The organism is Methylobacter sp. Wu1, from assembly GCF_036553575.1.
Taxonomy (GTDB): Bacteria; Pseudomonadota; Gammaproteobacteria; order Methylococcales; family Methylomonadaceae; genus Methylobacter.
Genome location: NZ_JAZHOC010000081.1, coordinates 20084 through 38470, shown reverse-complemented (window position 1 = coordinate 38470; position 18387 = coordinate 20084). Strand labels below are relative to the sequence as shown.

The following is an 18387-nucleotide window of genomic DNA, read 5'->3' as shown; positions in this document are numbered from 1 at the left end:
TTAAGAGGGTAATTTTGCAGATTATCATTTCGCCGCATTTACTGGCAAGCCGTCACATTAATGGGCGAATAGTCAGATTTTTGCCTGTTTGATCGAATTGTTCTGATTCAATTATATTGAGTGCGGATCTGACATCTCAACTGGACAGAATTATAAATTGCACGCTATTCTCCTGGTTCTCAATGTTCTGAATTGGAAACAGCTATGCAACTCACTCCTCAATTATTGCCTGACCTGGTTCAGGTCATAGCCGATGCGATCGAAAACAACGCTGAAGAAGTAACTGCTCTGGATCAGGCTATTGGCGACGGCGATCATGTGTTTAATTTGCAACGCGGCATCCAGGCCCTTAAAGCACAAAGCGCCGAATTAAGCCAAATGGATTGGGTTGCTGCCTGGCAGAAAGTCGGCATGACATTGATGACGACTATAGGTGGGGCGTCGGGTTCATTATATGGCACTTTGTTTATGGCCATGAGCAAAGCTGCCCATGAGCGGCCTTTGACTTTGTCCAGCTTCGCAGAGGTTTACGGTCAAGGCGTGGAAGCCGTCAAGCAGCGAGGCAAGGCTGACGTCGGGGAAAAAACCATGCTTGATGTTCTGGTTCCCGTGGCGGATAGTTTGTGGCAGTCATCAGCGGAGGCTGTTGAGTTGCCTGTGGCATTGAGCAAGCTGACAGATGTCGCAGTCGCAGGCATGGAGTCTACCCGCGATATGGTGGCTACCAAGGGGCGCGCCTCTTTTCTGGAGGAGCGGAGCAGGGGGCATATTGATGCCGGTGCCAAAACCGCTCAGTTAATGATCTGCGCAATAGTCGCTTTGCTGGTCGAGCGTCTAACAGCCCCAACGTAAAGCCGCGGTATGGACCGGCGCATCCCAGAGGCGAATCAATTCATCATCAAGCAGCGTCAGAGTGACTGAGCAACCGGCCATATCGAGTGACGTGGTATAGTTGCCAACCAGAGAGCGGCAGATATTGATGCCGCGTTTTTCAAAGAAACTGGCGGCCAAGTCATAAACCAAATGTAATTCCATCAATGGTGTGGCGCCGAATCCATTGATATGCAACAACACCGGCTGGCCTTTTTGCGGCTTCAGCTCTTCATCAATGGCATGCGCCAGATGCTCGACAATTTCGGCGGCGCTGGTTAATGCCATCGTTTCTCGCCCTCGCTCGCCATGTATGCCGACACCCATTTCCATTTCATCGTCGCCAATGGTAAATGTAGGGTGGCCGAGAGCCGGTACTGTGCAGCTGCTCAATGCCACGCCCATGGATGCCGTAGCAAGACTGACGCGTTCGCCGAGTGCTTTGCAAGCAGTCAAATCCGCACCGTTTTCTGCTGCCGCGCCGACGATTTTTTCTACAATCAATGTGCCTGCTACGCCGCGTCGTCCGGTGCTGTGATTTTTAGGCAACGATACATCATCGTTTACCAGGACGGTTTCATGCGGGCAGTCCAGCATTTCCGAGGCAATCTCGAAATTCATGACGTCTCCGGCATAATTTTTGACTATGAACAAGACGCCGCCGTCATTCTCGACGGCCTGCGCAGCGGCCAGCATTTGATCGGGCGTAGGCGAGGTGAATATCTGGCCGGGGCAGGCGGCATCCAGCATGCCGCTGCCGACAAAGCCTGTATGCAAAGGCTCATGGCCTGAGCCGCCGCCGGAGATTAGCGCTACCTTGCCCGCAGGGGTAGCGCTTATGCGCCTGACAAAGTGAGGCTGAGTGTTGAACTGGATAATATCAGCATGGGCTCTGGCGAAACCGCGCAGGCTTTCGTCGAGCAACGTGGCGGTACTGTTAATGAATTTTTTCATGGCGGCGATTCCGGTTTTTTATAGTTTTGCTTATAGTAGCGTGCACTGATGACGCGATCAATCAGCTTCTGAGGCACTGGTGCTTGATTTATAGCTACAAGAAATATTTCGGTTGGCCTTGTAATGCCTGGGTTATGGCGCGGATATCGGGCATGACCCAGGTCGGCTGGTAATCCGATTTTTGCAAGTCTTTTTCAGTAGATATGCCCGATAGAACCATAAGGCTGCGTATGCCGGCACGGACGGCGCCCAAAATATCCGTTTCCAGCCGATCGCCGATAGCCACCGTTTGCGATGGATCAGTTCCCAGTAAAGAAAGCGCTTGCTGGTACATGATCGGTTCCGGTTTGCCTATGATGGTTGGCGTTACGCCGGTGGCGACCTGAAGGGCGGCCAGAATGGCGCCGTTGCCAAGTATGGTGCCGTGCTCTGTTGGCAATGTGGTATCGGCATTCGTGCCTATGAATGTTGCTCCTGCCCGGATATTTAATGTTGCTGTCGCGAGTTTGTCCCAAGTCAGCGTATGGTCCTTGCCGCAGACGACAATATGAGCGCCCAGGTTGGGTGTTTCTTTGCTGCTGTCGTTGACTTCATAGAGTCCTGTAAGCGTAAAGCCTTGATCCAGAAGCGGGCGCCTGAGACCTTCTTCGCCGACAATAAATACCCGGGTTGCCTCGGGGCGGTTATGTTCGGCCAGATATAAGGCTGTAGCCGTGGCAGAAGTCAGGATGTTATCCCGAGTTACCGTCGTTACGCCCATGCGCGTGAGTTTCGCAACATACTGTTCCGGCGTCAGGCTGGCGTTATTGGTTGCCAAAATAAACCGGATCTGATGATCATGCAGGGTTTGAAAAAAGCCCTGTAATCCTGGTTGCGGTTGCTCGCCATGCCATAAAACGCCATCCATATCGATGATAAAGGCGCGGATATTATTAAAAGAGGCCATTAGTAAAATTTCTCAAATAATTAATTGTATTGGATTGAGGGTGCAATAAAGAATAGGCATAGTCTATCGCTTAAATGTGAGATATGCCGATGCAATGCATTGAATGCAAGACCAAAGCTGTTTCTGAGCTCCCTGTATTGGCCCAATTCACCGGCTATCGGTTAAGTCGTTTGCTCAGCGAGTAATACGGTTAGTTTCACGTCGGACCGCGTTTTCAAGGCATTTTACTTCATTGCTTAAAGCCCTGTGCATTATGCTCATCTAGTTTGCTGGTATGGAAATGCATTAAATTTTTTAGAGAGGCCGTTTTAGATCGGAGGACTAATGGTTTTCTTCGCAATGGCGGTTGTAACTGCTCAATTCCATATATAAAAATGCATAATTGCAGGTTTGAAAATGCCAGTTCCAATACATTCGATCAGTTCTCATCCTTGTATTGCCGTCGGGATTGGGCATTGACAGGCGTCCCCTTTCTAATTTACAGTTAGCATCGCATTAAATTTATGTAACCAAACTATAAATAAATAAAACATATCGGAGCACGATCATGGCAAAACCATTAATTCAAATGGCATTAGATTCATTAGATTTCAACGCAACAATCGCGCTTGCAGAGCAAGTAGCGCCTCATGTTGACATTTTTGAAATCGGAACACCATGCATTAAGCATAACGGCATCAATCTGGTTAAAGACCTGAGAAACAGATTCCCAGATAAATTGCTGTTAGTTGACTTGAAAACAATGGACGCTGGCGAGTACGAAGCAACTCCTTTCTATGCTGCAGGTGCTGATATTTGTACAGTTCTGGGTGTATCAGGCCTTGCAACTTGCGCTGGCGTTATCAAGGCAGCGAATGCGCATGGTGCAGAAGCGCAAATCGACTTGATCAACGTTGAAGATAAAGCAGGCTGCGCACGCGCTACTGCTGAATTGGGCGCTCATATCATGGGTGTTCACACTGGTCTTGACGCACAAGCAGCTGGCCATACTCCATTCGGCGACTTGAACGATATCGCTAGATTAGGCTTAAACGTCAGAATTTCAGTTGCTGGCGGTATTAAGCAATCTACTGTTCAAGACGTTGTAAAAGCTGGCGCAAGCATTATCGTTGTTGGTGCAGCAATCTACGGTGCTCCATCCCCAGCAGAAGCAGCTAAAGAAATCCGTCAATTGGTTAATGCAGTTAGGGTATAAGTATGCATCAGCAACTTATCATAGATAAAATTTCCGGTATTCTGGCAGCTACAGACGACTCATACGACGTACAGCTGACTGAGATGCTTGATAAAGCGTCTCGCATTTTTGTTTCAGGCGCAGGCCGGTCAGGTTTGATCGGAAGATTCTTCGCCATGAGACTGATGCACAGCGGTTATGATGTGAGTGTCGTTGGTGAGATTGTTACGCCGAGCATTAAAAAAGGTGACCTGTTGATCATTATCTCAGGCTCCGGAGAAACTGAACAATTGGTGGCCTTCACCAAACGTGCTAAAGAAATAGGCGCCCAAATTGTTTTAATCACGGCGAAAAACGGCTCAACCATTGGCGATATGGCAGATGCGGTATTCCAAATCGGCACTTCTGAACAATATGGTAAAGTTATCGGTATGCCAATGGGAACGGTATTTGAATTGTCCACATTGCTCTTTTTGGAAGCCTTAATTTCTCATGTGATCCATGAAAAAGGAATTCCTGAAGAAGAGATGAGGTCAAGACACGCTAACTTAGAGTAGCGTTGAAAAGCGAGTGGCGATCGCCACTCGCTTTTAACCGTATCAGAGTCAGATATCGAAATTATGTCGTGACAAAGTTGATAAGGCTGATTAATTCTTCATTTATACTCAACGCAGATCAAAATTCGGATAATTTATTCTCTTTATCGTAACCGTAAAATAAACGGTAAAGAGACATAATATCCGGGTTTTGGTCTGTAAACATTTTAGAAACTTATCTCTAAGGAGAAGAATATGACTTCGCGCCGAGAATTAGCGAACGCCATACGCGCTTTGAGCATGGATGCCGTACAGAAAGCAAATTCTGGTCACCCAGGTGCCCCTATGGGCATGGCGGACATTGCTGAAGTTTTGTGGAATGACTTCATGCACCATAACCCGACCAATCCAAAATGGTCAAACCGCGACCGCTTCGTTCTTTCCAACGGTCATGGTTCAATGCTGATTTATTCACTGTTGCATCTGACCGGGTATGATCTGTCTATCGAAGATCTGAAAAATTTCCGTCAATTACATTCTAAAACAGCAGGCCATCCTGAATATGGCTATGCTCCCGGCGTTGAAACGACTACTGGTCCATTAGGTCAGGGTATCACCAATGCTGTCGGTATGGCTATCGCTGAAAAAGCGCTGGCTGCTGAATTTAACAGACCCGACCATAAAATTGTTGACCACCACACTTACGTGTTCATGGGCGACGGTTGTTTAATGGAAGGCATCTCGCATGAAGCTTGTTCATTGGCGGGCACCTTGGGATTGGGCAATCTGATTGCGTTCTGGGACGACAATGGCATTTCCATTGACGGCCATGTTGAAGGCTGGTTCACAGATAACACGCCAATGCGCTTTGAATCGTATGGCTGGCATGTAATCCCCGATGTTGACGGCCATGATTCGCAAGCTATTCATAAAGCAGTCGAGATGGCTAAAGCCATGACCGACAAGCCTACGTTGATCTGCTGCAAGACAACAATCGGCTTCGGCTCACCTAACAAAAAAGGTTCTCACGCTTGCCACGGCGCCCCTCTGGGCCAGGACGAAATCAACCTGACCAAAGCTGCTTTAGGTTGGGACCATGATGCGTTTGAAGTTCCAGCTCATGTTTATGCAGGCTGGGATGCAAAAGCCAAAGGCGCTAAAGCTGAACAGGAATGGAATGAAAAATTCGCTGCTTATAAAGCAGCTTATCCTGAATTAGCAGCCGAATATGAGCGTCGTATGTCTGGCGAGTTGCCAAGCAACTGGACAGCCGAAGCCGACAATTTTGTCAGCGCCGTTAATGCGGAAGCTAAAACTACGGCTACACGTCTTTCTTCACTGGCTTCAATTGAAGGTTACGCAAAAATATTGCCTGAAATCTTTGGCGGTTCAGCTGATTTAGGTTGCTCTAACATGACTGAATGGTCCGGTTACAGACCAATGCGTGCAGATAAACCGCATGCCAATTACATCAATTACGGTGTACGTGAGTTCGGTATGTCAGCCATCATGAACGGTTTGGCGTTGCATGGCGGCGTTATCCCATTCGGTGCAACTTTCCTGATGTTCTCAGAATATGCACGCAATGCGATCCGTATGGCGTCATTGATGAAGATCCGTTCGATCTTTGTTTATACTCATGACTCTATCGGTTTGGGTGAAGACGGTCCGACTCATCAGCCGATCGAACAGACCGCTACTTTGCGCATGATTCCAAACATGCACGTATGGCGCCCATGCGATGCGGTAGAAACAGCCGTCTCGTGGAGATCTGCCATTGAGCGTAAGGATGGCCCTTCGGTTCTGGTATTTTCACGTCAGAACCTGCCACACATGCCTCGCACTCAAGACCAAATTAGCGCCATTTCCCGTGGCGGCTATGTCTTGAAAGACAGCGATGGCCAACCTGAGGCTATCATCATCGCTACCGGTTCTGAAGTTGAGCTGGCGGTAAAAGCAGCGGAAGAGTTGACGGCTAAAGGACGGAAAATCCGTGTGGTCTCTATGCCTTCTACTAACATTTTCGACGCTCAAGATGCAGCCTATCGCGAGTCAGTATTGCCATCTGCCGTGACCAAACGTGTGGCTGTGGAAGCGGGTGTGACCATTGGCTGGTGGAAATATGTGGGCACCAACGGCAAGATCGTAGGCCTTGATCGCTTCGGTGAGTCAGCGCCAGCGGGAGTACTCTTCAAAGAGTTCGGCTTCACCGTTGAAAACGTAGTCAAAAACGTAGAAGCAGTACTTTAATTTAAAAGTAATATATACACTGTAAATTTGGCGAGGGTCCCCTTTATATCTGGATGAATCCAATTGCCCGTCCAGCCTTAAAGGGGCCCGATCCGTTTATTACGACTCATAGGTGAACAACGTGAAAAAGAATAATTTGACGACAGGCGTGCTTGCAGCGCTGCTGCTGGCAAGTCCTATAGCGGGAGCAGAAACAGAATATCCAGCATCCGATTTCAAACCGAAAGTTCTGTACAAGGACGCTGAATATAAGCATCAGGCTGCCGCCCCATCTGCATCGGCTGCGAAATCTAAACCAGTTGCTGCAGAAACTGCTAAACCAGATCCAAACTATCCTGCGGCCACTTTCAAACCGCAAGTTGTCTATAAAGATGCCGAGTACAAGCACACTACATCAGCTCCTTCTGCTCCAGCATCAAAACCAGCTGCTTCTGAATCAGTTTCTGGTGGCGAGGCAGAATCTACTGGCGCGGTAGCTACTACAGAAAAGAAAGAAGAACAGTCAATGACTAACTATTTAGTCGGTTTAGGCGCATTCGCACTGGCTGGGCTGTTTTTCTTTGGCAGAAAACCTAAAGCTCAAGCTGAAAGACCTGCTCCTGTATATACCAGAGACACTACTGGCGGACTTACCGGTGTTGCCAAATACCTGAAAGAACAGGAAGCCGCTTCAGCAACTGGAGTTACCAAATACCTGAATAGACAGGCTGCGTCTGAAGAAGTGGCAACTGCTGCGGCTCCAGTGACTGGTGTTGCCAAGTATCTGGATAAAAAAGCAGAAGCAGATGCAACTGGCGTAGAAAAATATCTGCGCAAACAGGGTTAATACATACCTGAAATCCGGGGCATATCCGCTGCCCCGAATCCAAGAGAACTAGGTTCCTACTCAAAGCAAGAGTGCTTAAGTGGGCTCGATTGGTGTGTGACTGCCCCCGACTATTCGAGGGCAGTGGCCTTTTCTTGACGAGAAGCGGAAAATCCACACTTAGATGGCTTAGTTATCATTGGCCAATACTGATTCACGCCAGTGGCCTCCTGATACACGGATGTGGGTAAAAAATCGTTGCTGGATCGCTTGAAGCCGGAACGACTCCATTTCGGAGCAGAACGTCACAAAGAAATTACAATCCCGATATTTCTTAACTTAGGATTGAGGTAAGATATGTTCACGGACTTACTTCAATGGTAAGTTGTTCGCTCACAGTCTAACTAGTGCATTCTTTATTATATTTTGATTATAATGAGCGGCTCTGCGGATTTTTTTAATTTGAAAACGAAAGGTACCATTTATGGCAAAGAACTTACTTGAACAACTAAGGGAAATGACCGTGGTTGTAGCCGATACAGGCGATATCCAGGCCATCGAAACTTTCAAACCACGCGATGCTACAACCAATCCTTCATTGATTACTGCCGCTGCTCAAATGCCTCAATATCAAAGTATCGTTGACGATACATTGAAAGGTGCTAGAGCAACATTGGGCAGCAGCGCATCGGCAGCAGAGGTTGCTAATCTTGCTTTCGAACGTCTGGCTGTTGCTTTCGGGATTAAGATACTCGAAGTTATTCCAGGCCGCGTTTCTACTGAAGTAGACGCACGCCTGTCTTATGACATCGAAGCTACTATCGCTGTTGGTCGTCAGTTAATTAAGATGTACGAAGAACAAGGTATCTCACGCGAGCGAGTACTTATCAAGGTTGCAGCAACTTGGGAAGGTATTCAGGCGGCGGCGGTACTGGAAAAAGAAGGCATTCACTGTAACCTGACGCTGTTGTTCGGCTTGCACCAAGCGATTGCTTGCGCCGAGAATGGCATTACCCTGATTTCTCCGTTTGTAGGACGTATTCTTGACTGGTACAAAAAAGATACCGGCCGCGATTCTTATGCGCCTGCCGAAGATCCAGGCGTAATTTCAGTTACTGATGTATATAACTATTACAAAAAATTTGGTTATAAAACTGAAGTCATGGGCGCCAGCTTCCGTAACATCGGCGAAATCACAGAATTGGCCGGTTGCGACCTGTTGACTATTGCTCCATCTTTATTGGGTGAATTGCAAGCTACCGAAGGTGAATTGGTACGCAAGCTGGATCCACAAAAAGCGGCCACTGCATCAATTGAAAAAATCACTATGGATAAAGCCACTTTCGATCGCATGCATGCCGAAAACCGTATGGCTAACGAAAAACTGGCAGAAGGTATCGACGGCTTCAAAAAAGCCTTGGAAACGCTCGAGAAGCTGCTTGCAGACAGACTGGCTGTACTTGAAGGCTGATATCCTTGAGTTTATCCGGCTGTAAGCAACTTATCACACTAACAGTCGAATAAAATTTGTTCATCACTCCCGTACTAAGTATGGGAGTGATGAATCATACTAAATCCCGCATTCTCATCGTTGGCTGGCGTTAAGCATAGCATTAACATCTTTATTGCATTTCCCGCAATCTCCACCTGCACTGAAACGCTGATTAGGCCGCATGTGGCTGAAAATACCTATTCTCATAGTAGCCTGAATATATGAGCCGGTTGCGGCTTGGCAACTGCCAATACGCTTTGTTGATTCGTGCTTCTAAGATTGAGCAGCTTCATTGATTCTACGCCGTTTGACCTGCGCGGGATCTGCGGTGATCTGACGATAGACTTCCACGCGATCGCCATCCTGGACAGTGGCGTCCAATTTGGCGATTTTGCCGAAAATGCCGACTTTCTGCTTGCTCAAATCGATCTCAGGACAATGGACTAATAGCCCCGACAGATGGATGGTCTTTTCCACAGTACAATCATCAGGCACTTCCAGTCGCAGCCATAATTGCCTATCAGCCTGTGCGTAACATACGCCCACATTCATCGTATTTCCTCCGGTATCGCTTCGGATAATAATGCCGCCTGCGCCTTGTTCGCGGCTAGTTTCCGGTCCAGCAGCCGTTTGCCGGCAATGATAAACGCCAGCATAATGAAACCGCCCGGCGGCAGCCCCATCAACAAAAAGCCTTTGTAATCAGGAATTAAAGTTAATTCTATAAACTTAAAACCATCGCCGAGCAGCAACGATGCATTGGCGAATAATGTTCCGGCCGAGGCAATTTCCCGGGCTGCGCCCAAGACGACCAGGGCCATGGTGAAACCTAATCCCATCATGAGGCCGTCCCATAAGGACGGCGCAACAGGCTGCCTGGAAGCGAACGATTCGGCGCGCCCCAATATCGCACAATTGGTTACGATAAGCGGAATGAAAAGGCCCAGTACTTTATGCAGTTCATGCAGCCAGGCATCCATGAGCATATCCACGACGGTCACCACGGCGGCAATCAACAGTACGAAAATGGGAATACGGACTTCCGAAGGAATAAGATGGCGCGTAACCGAAACGATGGCGTTAGTGCTGATGAGCACCGCCAGGGTTGCCAGCCCCATGCCTAATCCATTAGTGGCTGTAACCGTAACAGCCAGTAAAGGGCACAATGCCAGGTACTGGCTGAATACAATATTATTGTCCCAGATACCGTCCCGCATTATTTTTCGATAGCTTTCGGAAATGAACATATAACCACCTTCTATTTAAGAGCCGATTAATTCGTTACGGTGCCGGTTAAAAAACTGCAAGCCTCGATGAACGGTTTTTACAACCGCGCGGGGTGTAATAGTTGCGCCGGCAAACTGGTCAAAAACGCCCCCGTCTTTTTTGACTGCCCATTGTGCATCGGCGAGGCCAAGCAGGGATCGGCCATTGAAATCCAGTATCCAGCTTGATTTCGCGGTCTCGATTTTATCGCCCAAGCCAGGTGTTTCGGCATGATTGACGACGCGTACGCCCAGAATTTCACCATCGCGGTTTATGCCTATGACCATATTGATTATTCCTGAATAGCCGTCAGGCGCGGCCAGCTTGAAACAAACCGCGCTGACTTGCCCGGCTTTTCTGGCGATATAAACGGTCGTTTCATTGGCGCCCAGGTTGTCTTCAGCGGACGGGACAGTTACTGTATCCTGCAGCAAATCATTATCATGCAATGTCGACGGTACAACTTCTGCCAGTGATTTCTGTAAATCTTCATCCAGCCGCTGCTGAATGGCATCGCGCGTACTGCAGTGGGTGACGCCGAGCAAAAAGCTGGCTATCAGGGCGAATCCGGCCAGAATGCCGGTCTGAAATGCCAATCTGGGCCTCAGCCGTTCAAGGTTCGACGGCTCCAGCCAGCGTTTCAGGAACTCCTTATAGGCGACCGTTTCTTCGGCCAACCACTTGATGTGGTCCGCATCAGATTTCATTGCTTATGCTCCTGTACAGCGACTTTTTGCGCCAAAGGCTTTCCGTTGCGATAGCGGCCGTATATCCTGGGCCGCATGTAATGGTCTATCAGCGGCGTCGCTGCATTCATGAGCAGTACGGCAAAACCGGCGCCTTCGGGATAATTGCCCCAAGTGCGGATAACAAAGATCAACAGCCCGCAGCCTGCGCCGAAAACGAGCTGTCCTGCCGGTGTATTCGGCGATGTGACATAATCCGTGGCGATAAAAAACGCGGCGCACATCAAAGCGCCCGAACTCAAGTGCACCAACGGTGAAACATAATGCTGTCCATCCATCAAATGGAAAATGCCTGACAGTACCGTGACAGTCAGCAACAGAGAAACCGGAATATACCACTTGATCACGCCCTGCCGGATCAGCCAGATTCCGCCTGCAGCCAGCAGCAGCGAGGAGGTCTCGCCCAGGCTGCCGCGCGTCCAGCCCAGAAAATCCAGAAAAATGGAATGATCCGCCAGGATGTCCGGCAGCCAGTGCTGTTGCGAAAATTCGGTCTTGATATAGCCCAGCGTCGTCGCGCCGGTCATTGCATCGGCAGAGGCCATGCCGCCCAGGCCGTAGAAGGTGATTGACCAGCTCTCGATAAGGCCGGGCGCGTGTGCCGAGAAAACAGGCGCGACATTGGGCCATGTCGTCATTTCGATAGGAAAAGAAATCAGCAGGGCAATCCGGGCCAGCATGGCCGGATTGAACAGATTCTGTCCCAGGCCGCCATAAACCTGCTTGCCCAGTATAATTGCAATTCCGGAACCGGCAACGCCTATCCACCAGGGCGCCCACGGAGGCAGAGTCATGGCGACCAGCCAGCCGCTCAAGAGCGCCGAGCCATCCATGATCACCGGTCTGGCAATCCTGCCCGCCAGACGCAGACAGAACGCTTCAAACAGAACGGCAGACAGTAGCGTAATAATGAACAGATTCAGGGCGGGCCAGCCGAAACAGAAAAGCCCGAACGCCGTCGCCGGCGATATCGCCAGCATCACCTGCCACATAATGCGCTGGACTGTCGTGTTCGCCCCTATATGAGCACCGCTGCTGAGCTTGCTGTGTACAATCATGCCAATGTCCCTTGTTCGCTTTGTAAACGTTCTCTTTCTGCTTTGGCCGCCAAGCGCGCCTGTTCTTCTTCCTGCTGCTGTTTTTTGATACGGTCCATGCGCGCATTGCGTTCATCCATCAGACGCCTGGTGTGTTCCGATTTGTGCTGTGCCTGCTGCCTGGCCGCGAGTTCGCCGCTGGCGTATTTGAAATACTGCACCAACGGAATGTTGGAAGGGCAGACATAAGAACAGGAGCCGCAGCTGATGCAGTCCTTGAGGCCGATATCGACGGCCGCGTCGAGCTGGTTGTTGCGGATCCGGTTAGCCATATCCAGCGGCAGCAGGCCGGCCGGGCAGGCGCTGACGCATTGCGCGCAACGGATGCAGGGCTGCTGGGCCTTGTTACGGATCTCCTCCTGGGTCAAGGCCAGGATGCCGCTGGAGGCCTTGACGATAGGCAGGCGGCTATGTGGCAGCGCATCGCCCATCATCGGCCCGCCCATGATGATGCGTTTGGTGGCTGTCTGATCAACGCCGCAGAAGGCGAACAGTTCACTGATCAGCGTGCCGATGGGCACTTCGATATTCATCGGCGAGGCTACGGCACCGCCCGAGACTGTCACGATGCGGCTGACCAGCGGCTGATTGAAGCGGATGGCCCGGTGCACCGCATAGGCTGTGCCGACGTTATGCATGATCACGCCCACGTCGGCGGAGCGCCCTCCGGCCGGCACTTCCCGGCCAATGAGGTAGCGGATCAGCTGTCTGTCCCAGCCCATCGGATAACGGGTCGGCACCTGTTCAACCTTGATGAACCGGTAGGGCAGGCCGGCCTTCCGCATGGCTGCATAGGCTTCGGGCTTGTTATCCTCGATGCCGACAATCGCCTGTCCGGTTTCCATGCCATGCAGCATCAGTCGTATGCCGTCGATAATGCCCGCGGCGCGCTCCTGCATCAAGCGATCGTCACAGGTCAGATACGGCTCGCATTCGCCGCCGTTGATCAGCAGCGTGTGAATTTTGTTTTCACGGCCCAGATTCAATTTGACGGCCGACGGGAAGGCGGCTCCGCCAAGGCCTACGATGCCGGCCGTGCCGACGCGCAGGCTGACCTCTTCGGGCGCCAGTTGAAACGGGTCATCGACAGGCGGAGCGCTGATCCACTTGTCCTCGCCATCGGTTTCCAGCACGACCGTTCGTATCGGCAGCGCCGAAGGGTGCGGTGCCGGATAATCGTCGATATCGATGATCACTCCCGAACTCGATGCATGCACCGGCGCGGAAATCATGCCTTGGCTGTGAGCCAGCAATTGCCCTTTCAGTACATGATCGCCGACCCTGACCACCGGTTCCGCGGCTTTGCCGACATGCTGCTGCAACGGGATATAGAGTTTTTTAGGCAGCGGTAAATCAATCACGATAGGCTGGCTGGAGGTCGAGGCCTTATGCGCCTCGGCATGAACCCCGCCGCGAATGCGCGGCTCTTTAAACAGGGCGGACAGATTCAGCATGTGGCAACTCCTTCGGCAACAGCCGGTTTGGGCCAGCGCCAGTTCCGCAAGGTGACTTCAACCGGATGCATTTGCAGGCATTCGGTTGGGCAGACCGCCACGCATTTCTTGCAGCCGATGCAGGCGTCACTGATCACGGCATGAATCTGCTTGGGCGCGCCGACGATCGCATCGGTGGGGCAGACCTTGAAGCAGCGCGTGCAGCCAATGCAGGTATCTTCACTTACTCTGGCGACCAGCAGTTCTGGGTCTTGTACATCGTTCAGATCGACTTCCACGCCCAGCAATTTTGCCAGCTGCTCGGCCAGCGAACTGCCGCCGGGCGGGCACAGCGTGGGCGGCGCCTCGCCTGCGGCCAGTGCTTCAGCTGCCGGCCTGCAGCCCGGATAACCGCATTGGCCGCATTGAGAGCCGGGCATTAATGCTTCCAGTTCATCGACGATCGGGTTGCTTTCAACTTTCAGATACCTGGCGGCGATACCGAGCAGAAACCCTAAAATTAGCCCTAATGTCGTCAAACTTACAATGGCAGTTAAAATGTACATGATGTCCTCTCAGGCAGGCTATTTGTACAGTCCGGCGAAACCCATGAAAGCCAGCGATAAGATTCCGGCCGTGATAAAAGCGATCGGCGTGCCGGCAAACAGGCTCGGCACGCTCATCAAGGCCAGGCGTTCCCGCAGGCCCGCGAACAGCACCATGACCAGCGTAAAGCCGATGGCCGACCCAAAACCGAAAACCATGCTTTGCATGAACCCGTATTGCGCCTGCACGTTCAGCAGGGCCACGCCCAGGACCGCGCAATTGGTGGTGATCAGCGGCAGGAAAATACCCAGTATCTGATACAGCACCGGGCTGGTTTTATGGACCACCATCTCGGTGAACTGAACCACAGCCGCAATCACCAGAATAAAGGCCAGTATGCGCAGAAACTCAATATGGAACGGCGCCAGAATGAAATGCTCGATCACCCAACTGGCGATGGCCGCCAGCGTCAGCACGAAGGTGGTTGCCATGCCCATGCCCAGTGCCGTATCCAGCTTGTTGGACACGCCCATGAACGGGCAAAGCCCCAGGAATTTGACCAACACCACGTTATTGACAAGGGCAGTGCCTAATAAAAGTAACAAATATTCACTCACTGTTTTTTCCAAGTTGTTTTTGCTCAAAACCCAGCATCAAATGTGCCAGATTGACAAAAACAGCTATTCACCGACTAAATGCCTAAAACGAGTGCGGGTATGCACTAGACTGGTGCATAAATTCTGTCGGAATTAGGACATAACAACACAGACCGGAATTTTCGTGTCGCAAACCTTACATTAAGTCAGGGGCAGTCAATAAGGCGGTAGAGGTGATGCGGCATACTTGCCTTTCATTTTTTAATTGCCTTACAAAAATTGGCTTCATTTTTGCTTGAGTGGTTAAGCTATTGTTCAATTCCCGACATGACGTATGAAAAAAACATCGTTGCAATTTTTATGGACTCACAGCAGTAAAGGCAAATGCATTAATAAAGAGCTTGAAGCCATTATGCTCGGAGAGGACATCGACAACCGAGGGCCATGTGGGCTGTTTATCGAAACGGTCGAGCAGGCGCCTATCGCTATTTCCATTACCGACAAGAAAGCCAGCATTCTTTATGTGAACGAGGAATTCACCCTGGTCACAGGCTATGACCCGGCCGATATCCTGGGTCAAAACGAATCCCTGCTATCGGACAAGTCTACGCCGCGGCATGTCTACCACGATTTGTGGCGCACCATCAGCAGCAAAAAGGTTTGGCATGGCCGGTTGGTTAACCGGCATAAGTCAGGGCATCGTTATCTGGCTGACCTGACCATCACGCCCATGCTGAACAGCGAGAAGCAAATTACGCACTATATCGGCATGCATCGCGATGTGACCGCTGACTACGAATCCGAGAAAAAAGTGCACAATCAGAAACTGCTGATTGAATCCGTACTCAATTCATCGCCGATCGCCATGGTGGTGCTCGATGATCAGGACCGGGTCATTCTGGATAACCAGTTATATAAAGCGTTGGTCACCGATCTTAACAAAGGCGAGCCGGCGCTGTTTTTTCTGAAGCTGCTGCGCGATGAGATGGGCGATTTATGGCAGCAGCTGCAACTCGCCGAACAGGGCTTCAATAACCGGGAGTTCAGGGTGGAAACCCGCGGCCAGGGCGTACGCTGGTTTTCCTGTGCCGGCAACTGGTTTGTGGAAAAAGAAATCAACGCCGATGCCTTTTTTGAAGACAACTCCAAACGCTATTTGATCCTGACCCTGACCGACATCACCAAGCAACGCCGGCAGATGGAAGAACTGCATATCCAGACCCTGAAAACCATGATGGTCGAGGATGAGCGGGTGCGCGGCATTCGGGAGACGCTGCTGGGCGCCATGCACCAGATTCAGATGCCGATGAACCAGATCCGGGCGGCTGAGCAGATCATCCGGCACAAAGGCGACGCCCAGCATGACGGCCTGCTGCAGATTTTGCGGCAGATTCAGGCATCGGGCGAAGAGGCCGTGGCCATGATGAAAAAATGCATTCCGCAGATTTATCAGGCGGCTGTTGTGCCGGTCAATCTCAATAAAGTGCTGCATGAGATGATGTTGCTCAGCGAATCGCGTTTCCAGAGCCATGACATCGAAGTGCACTGGCAGCCCATGCAGGCCTTGCCGACGATTCTGGGCTCCGAAAATCGCCTGCGCATCCTGTTCAAGCAACTCATCGATAACGCCATCGAGGCCATGGTGCAGTCTGACTGCCTTGAGCAGCGGCTTAGAATCACCACCGATTCAGATGCCGATCTGGCTTATGTCATCATTGAAGATACCGGGCCCGGCATTCCCGCCGGCAAACGCGCCAAAGTATTCGAGCCCTTCTATACCACAAGACCCATGGGCGGCAACCAGGCCGGCATGGGCCTGGTCATGGTCAAGGAAATCATCAACCAGCATCAGGGACTGATCGAGATAGACCCTAATTACCATCAGGGTTGCCGCTTTATTATCAGTTTTCCCATGCGCAGAGTTTCGGCATAGAGAGTCAATAGCATGATTGAGCGTACAGAGTTAATCGAAGCTGAACTGGATACCCTATACCTGATCAGCCAGGTACTGAACAGCACCCAAGACTTGCAGGCCAAACTGCAAGGCGTGCTGGAAATTCTGCATAAAAGATCGGGCATGCGCTCCGGCATGATCACGTTGCGCGAGACGGAAAACGACGCCATGGTCGTCACGGCCGTACACAGCGACAGCGCCGTCAAGCCGGCCCAGCCGGTCAGGTATCAGCCCGGCGAAGGCCTGATCGGCACCATACTGGACGCGGGCAGTACCCTTGTCGTTGAAAAAGTGGCCGATGAGCCGCGCTTCCTGGGCAAATTGGGGCTTTATGATCCTGAATTGCCGTTCATAGGCTCGCCCATTTATGTGGAAAAAAGCGAGCTGGTGGGCGTGCTGGCGGCGCAGCCCACCAACAGCCTGTTCCTGGGCGAGCGGGCCCGGTTCATGGAGATGGTCGCCAACCTGATCGCGCAAAGCGTCAAGATGCTTCGGGCCATGGAGCGCAAGCAGCGCGATCTGCTCAGCGAGCGCGATCATCTGAAGCAGGCGCTGATCAAGAATTACAGCTTCGAAAACATCGTCGGGCATTCGGCGCCAATGCTGAAAGTGTTCGATTCGATCCGCCAGGTCGCCAAGTGGAACACCACGGTGCTGATACGCGGCGAGTCGGGCACCGGCAAGGAAGTCGTCGCCAACGCCATCCATTTCAACTCGGGCTGCGCCAGCGGGCCGTTCCTGAAACTCAACTGCGCGGCCCTGCCCGACACGCTATTGGAATCCGAATTGTTCGGCCATGAAAAAGGCGCTTTCAGCGGTGCCCTGGCGCAACGCAAAGGCCGCTTCGAACTAGCCGACAATGGCACCCTGTTTCTCGATGAGATCGGCGAGATATCGGCCTCGTTTCAGGCCAAGCTGCTGCGCGTGCTGCAGGAAGGCGAGTTCGAGCGCGTGGGCGGCACCAAAACCATCAACGTCAACGTGCGCATCATCGCCGCGACCAACCGCAACCTGGAAGAGCAAGTCACCGAAGGCACGTTTCGAGAGGATTTGTATTATCGGCTGAATGTCATGCCAATCCATATGCCGGCTTTGCGCGACAGAACCGAGGACATCCCGCAACTGGCCGAATTTTTATTGGGCAGGATCTCAGCCCAGCAGGGAGGACGTTACCTGGAAATCAAAGACAGCGCCATCAGGATATTGATGAAGCACAACTGGCCCGGCAATGTCCGGGAACTGGCCAACCGCCTGGAGCGCGCCGCGATCATGAGTCCCAACGGCATCATCGACAGGGATGTCATGGTCAATACCGGGCTCGAGGACGAAATCGGCCATCACGTCGCGCTCAAACCCCAGAAAGGCCCGCCAGTGGATCTCAACGATGATACACTCGATGACCGCGAGCGCGTGATCGCTGCGCTGGAGCAATGCGGCTGGGTGCAGGCCAAGGCTGCAAGGCTTCTCAACATGACGCCGAGGCAGATTGCCTATCGCATCCAGGTGCTGGATATCGCCATGAAGCAGATTTAGCAAGCCTTATCATTCCTACGCTCCAGCGTGGGAACGATAAGACTCGCTTGGAATACGGATTGAGTCCTTTCGTGAGACGATCTTTGGAATAACTGCGATCATTTCGTTGTCATGATTCTTATATGAACTATGGACGCCGGAAATCTATGAGGAGCAGTAATGACGACAATGAACATCATGTGGGCGCCT

17 protein-coding genes are annotated in these 18387 nt (G+C 51.4%); 8 read left to right on the top strand and 9 right to left on the bottom strand.

Annotated features, from left to right (window positions below; all coding sequences use genetic code 11):
- Positions 1-204 precede the first annotated feature (204 nt).
- Entirely contained in the window at positions 205-852 is a 648-nt protein-coding gene (gene dhaL, locus V2P20_RS19125; protein WP_331821180.1) for a dihydroxyacetone kinase subunit DhaL, read from the top strand.
- Here dhaL and dhaK read toward each other — a convergent pair.
- Both dhaK and V2P20_RS19115 read right to left on the bottom strand, forming a co-directional pair.
- Positions 835-1824, bottom strand: coding sequence for a dihydroxyacetone kinase subunit DhaK (gene dhaK / locus V2P20_RS19120; RefSeq protein ID WP_331821178.1), 990 nt, complete (start codon positions 1822-1824; stop codon positions 835-837). The two genes, dhaL and dhaK, sit on opposite strands and share 18 nt — an antisense overlap.
- A gap of 94 nt (positions 1825-1918) precedes the next feature.
- The gene (locus V2P20_RS19115; RefSeq protein ID WP_331821176.1) at positions 1919-2770 is read right to left on the bottom strand and encodes an HAD-IIA family hydrolase; all 852 of its coding nucleotides are present in this window, start codon (positions 2768-2770) and stop codon (positions 1919-1921) included.
- A 547-nt stretch (positions 2771-3317) separates the two neighbouring features.
- On the opposite strand from V2P20_RS19115, the gene hxlA reads away from it, so the two are divergent.
- The 5 genes from hxlA to V2P20_RS19090 all read left to right on the top strand — a co-directional run bounded on the left by hxlA (position 3318) and on the right by V2P20_RS19090 (position 9006).
- Positions 3318-3965, top strand: coding sequence for a 3-hexulose-6-phosphate synthase (hxlA, locus tag V2P20_RS19110; RefSeq protein WP_194968525.1), 648 nt, complete (start codon positions 3318-3320; stop codon positions 3963-3965).
- A gap of 2 nt (positions 3966-3967) precedes the next feature.
- Positions 3968-4501 (top strand): 6-phospho-3-hexuloisomerase, encoded by a 534-nt coding sequence (gene hxlB / locus V2P20_RS19105; RefSeq protein WP_331821173.1) that lies wholly within the window; start codon positions 3968-3970, stop codon positions 4499-4501.
- A 234-nt stretch (positions 4502-4735) separates the two neighbouring features.
- Positions 4736-6730, top strand: coding sequence for a transketolase (tkt, locus tag V2P20_RS19100; protein WP_331821171.1), 1995 nt, complete (start codon positions 4736-4738; stop codon positions 6728-6730).
- 121 nt (positions 6731-6851) lie between these two features.
- Positions 6852-7556 (top strand): hypothetical protein, encoded by a 705-nt coding sequence (locus V2P20_RS19095; protein WP_331821169.1) that lies wholly within the window; start codon positions 6852-6854, stop codon positions 7554-7556.
- A gap of 463 nt (positions 7557-8019) precedes the next feature.
- Complete coding sequence (locus V2P20_RS19090) at positions 8020-9006, top strand: transaldolase (protein ID WP_331821167.1); 987 nt, start codon at positions 8020-8022, stop codon at positions 9004-9006.
- A gap of 294 nt (positions 9007-9300) precedes the next feature.
- Here the strand turns inward: V2P20_RS19090 and V2P20_RS19085 are convergent, their stop codons facing one another.
- The 7 genes from V2P20_RS19085 to rsxA are packed head-to-tail and all read right to left on the bottom strand — an operon-like array spanning position 9301 to position 14732.
- Complete coding sequence (locus V2P20_RS19085; protein ID WP_331821165.1) at positions 9301-9579, bottom strand: RnfH family protein; 279 nt, start codon at positions 9577-9579, stop codon at positions 9301-9303.
- Positions 9576-10274, bottom strand: coding sequence for an electron transport complex subunit E (locus V2P20_RS19080; RefSeq protein WP_331821163.1), 699 nt, complete (start codon positions 10272-10274; stop codon positions 9576-9578). Before V2P20_RS19080 ends, V2P20_RS19085 begins: the two co-directional genes overlap by 4 nt.
- Positions 10275-10289: 15 nt before the next feature.
- Entirely contained in the window at positions 10290-11000 is a 711-nt protein-coding gene (gene rsxG / locus V2P20_RS19075; RefSeq protein ID WP_331821161.1) for an electron transport complex subunit RsxG, read from the bottom strand.
- On the bottom strand, positions 10997-12097 hold the full coding sequence (locus V2P20_RS19070; RefSeq protein WP_331821159.1) for an RnfABCDGE type electron transport complex subunit D: 1101 nt from the start codon (positions 12095-12097) through the stop codon (positions 10997-10999). Before V2P20_RS19070 ends, rsxG begins: the two co-directional genes overlap by 4 nt.
- The gene (gene rsxC / locus V2P20_RS19065; RefSeq protein WP_331821265.1) at positions 12094-13581 is read right to left on the bottom strand and encodes an electron transport complex subunit RsxC; all 1488 of its coding nucleotides are present in this window, start codon (positions 13579-13581) and stop codon (positions 12094-12096) included. The genes V2P20_RS19070 and rsxC overlap by 4 nt, the downstream gene beginning before the upstream one ends.
- 2 nt (positions 13582-13583) lie before the next feature.
- Positions 13584-14135: an electron transport complex subunit RsxB gene (rsxB, locus tag V2P20_RS19060; RefSeq protein ID WP_331821157.1), complete on the bottom strand. Its 552-nt coding sequence runs from the start codon at positions 14133-14135 to the stop codon at positions 13584-13586.
- Positions 14136-14153: 18 nt separating this feature from the next.
- Positions 14154-14732, bottom strand: coding sequence for an electron transport complex subunit RsxA (gene rsxA, locus V2P20_RS19055; protein WP_331821155.1), 579 nt, complete (start codon positions 14730-14732; stop codon positions 14154-14156).
- 313 nt (positions 14733-15045) lie between these two features.
- Here rsxA and nifL point away from each other — a divergent pair, with 313 nt between their 5' ends.
- Positions 15046-16644: a nitrogen fixation negative regulator NifL gene (gene nifL, locus V2P20_RS19050; protein WP_331821153.1), complete on the top strand. Its 1599-nt coding sequence runs from the start codon at positions 15046-15048 to the stop codon at positions 16642-16644.
- 12 nt (positions 16645-16656) lie between these two features.
- A complete protein-coding gene (gene nifA / locus V2P20_RS19045; RefSeq protein WP_331821151.1) occupies positions 16657-18198 on the top strand; it encodes a nif-specific transcriptional activator NifA in 1542 nt (513 codons plus the stop codon).
- The last annotated feature ends 189 nt before the right edge of the window (positions 18199-18387 follow it).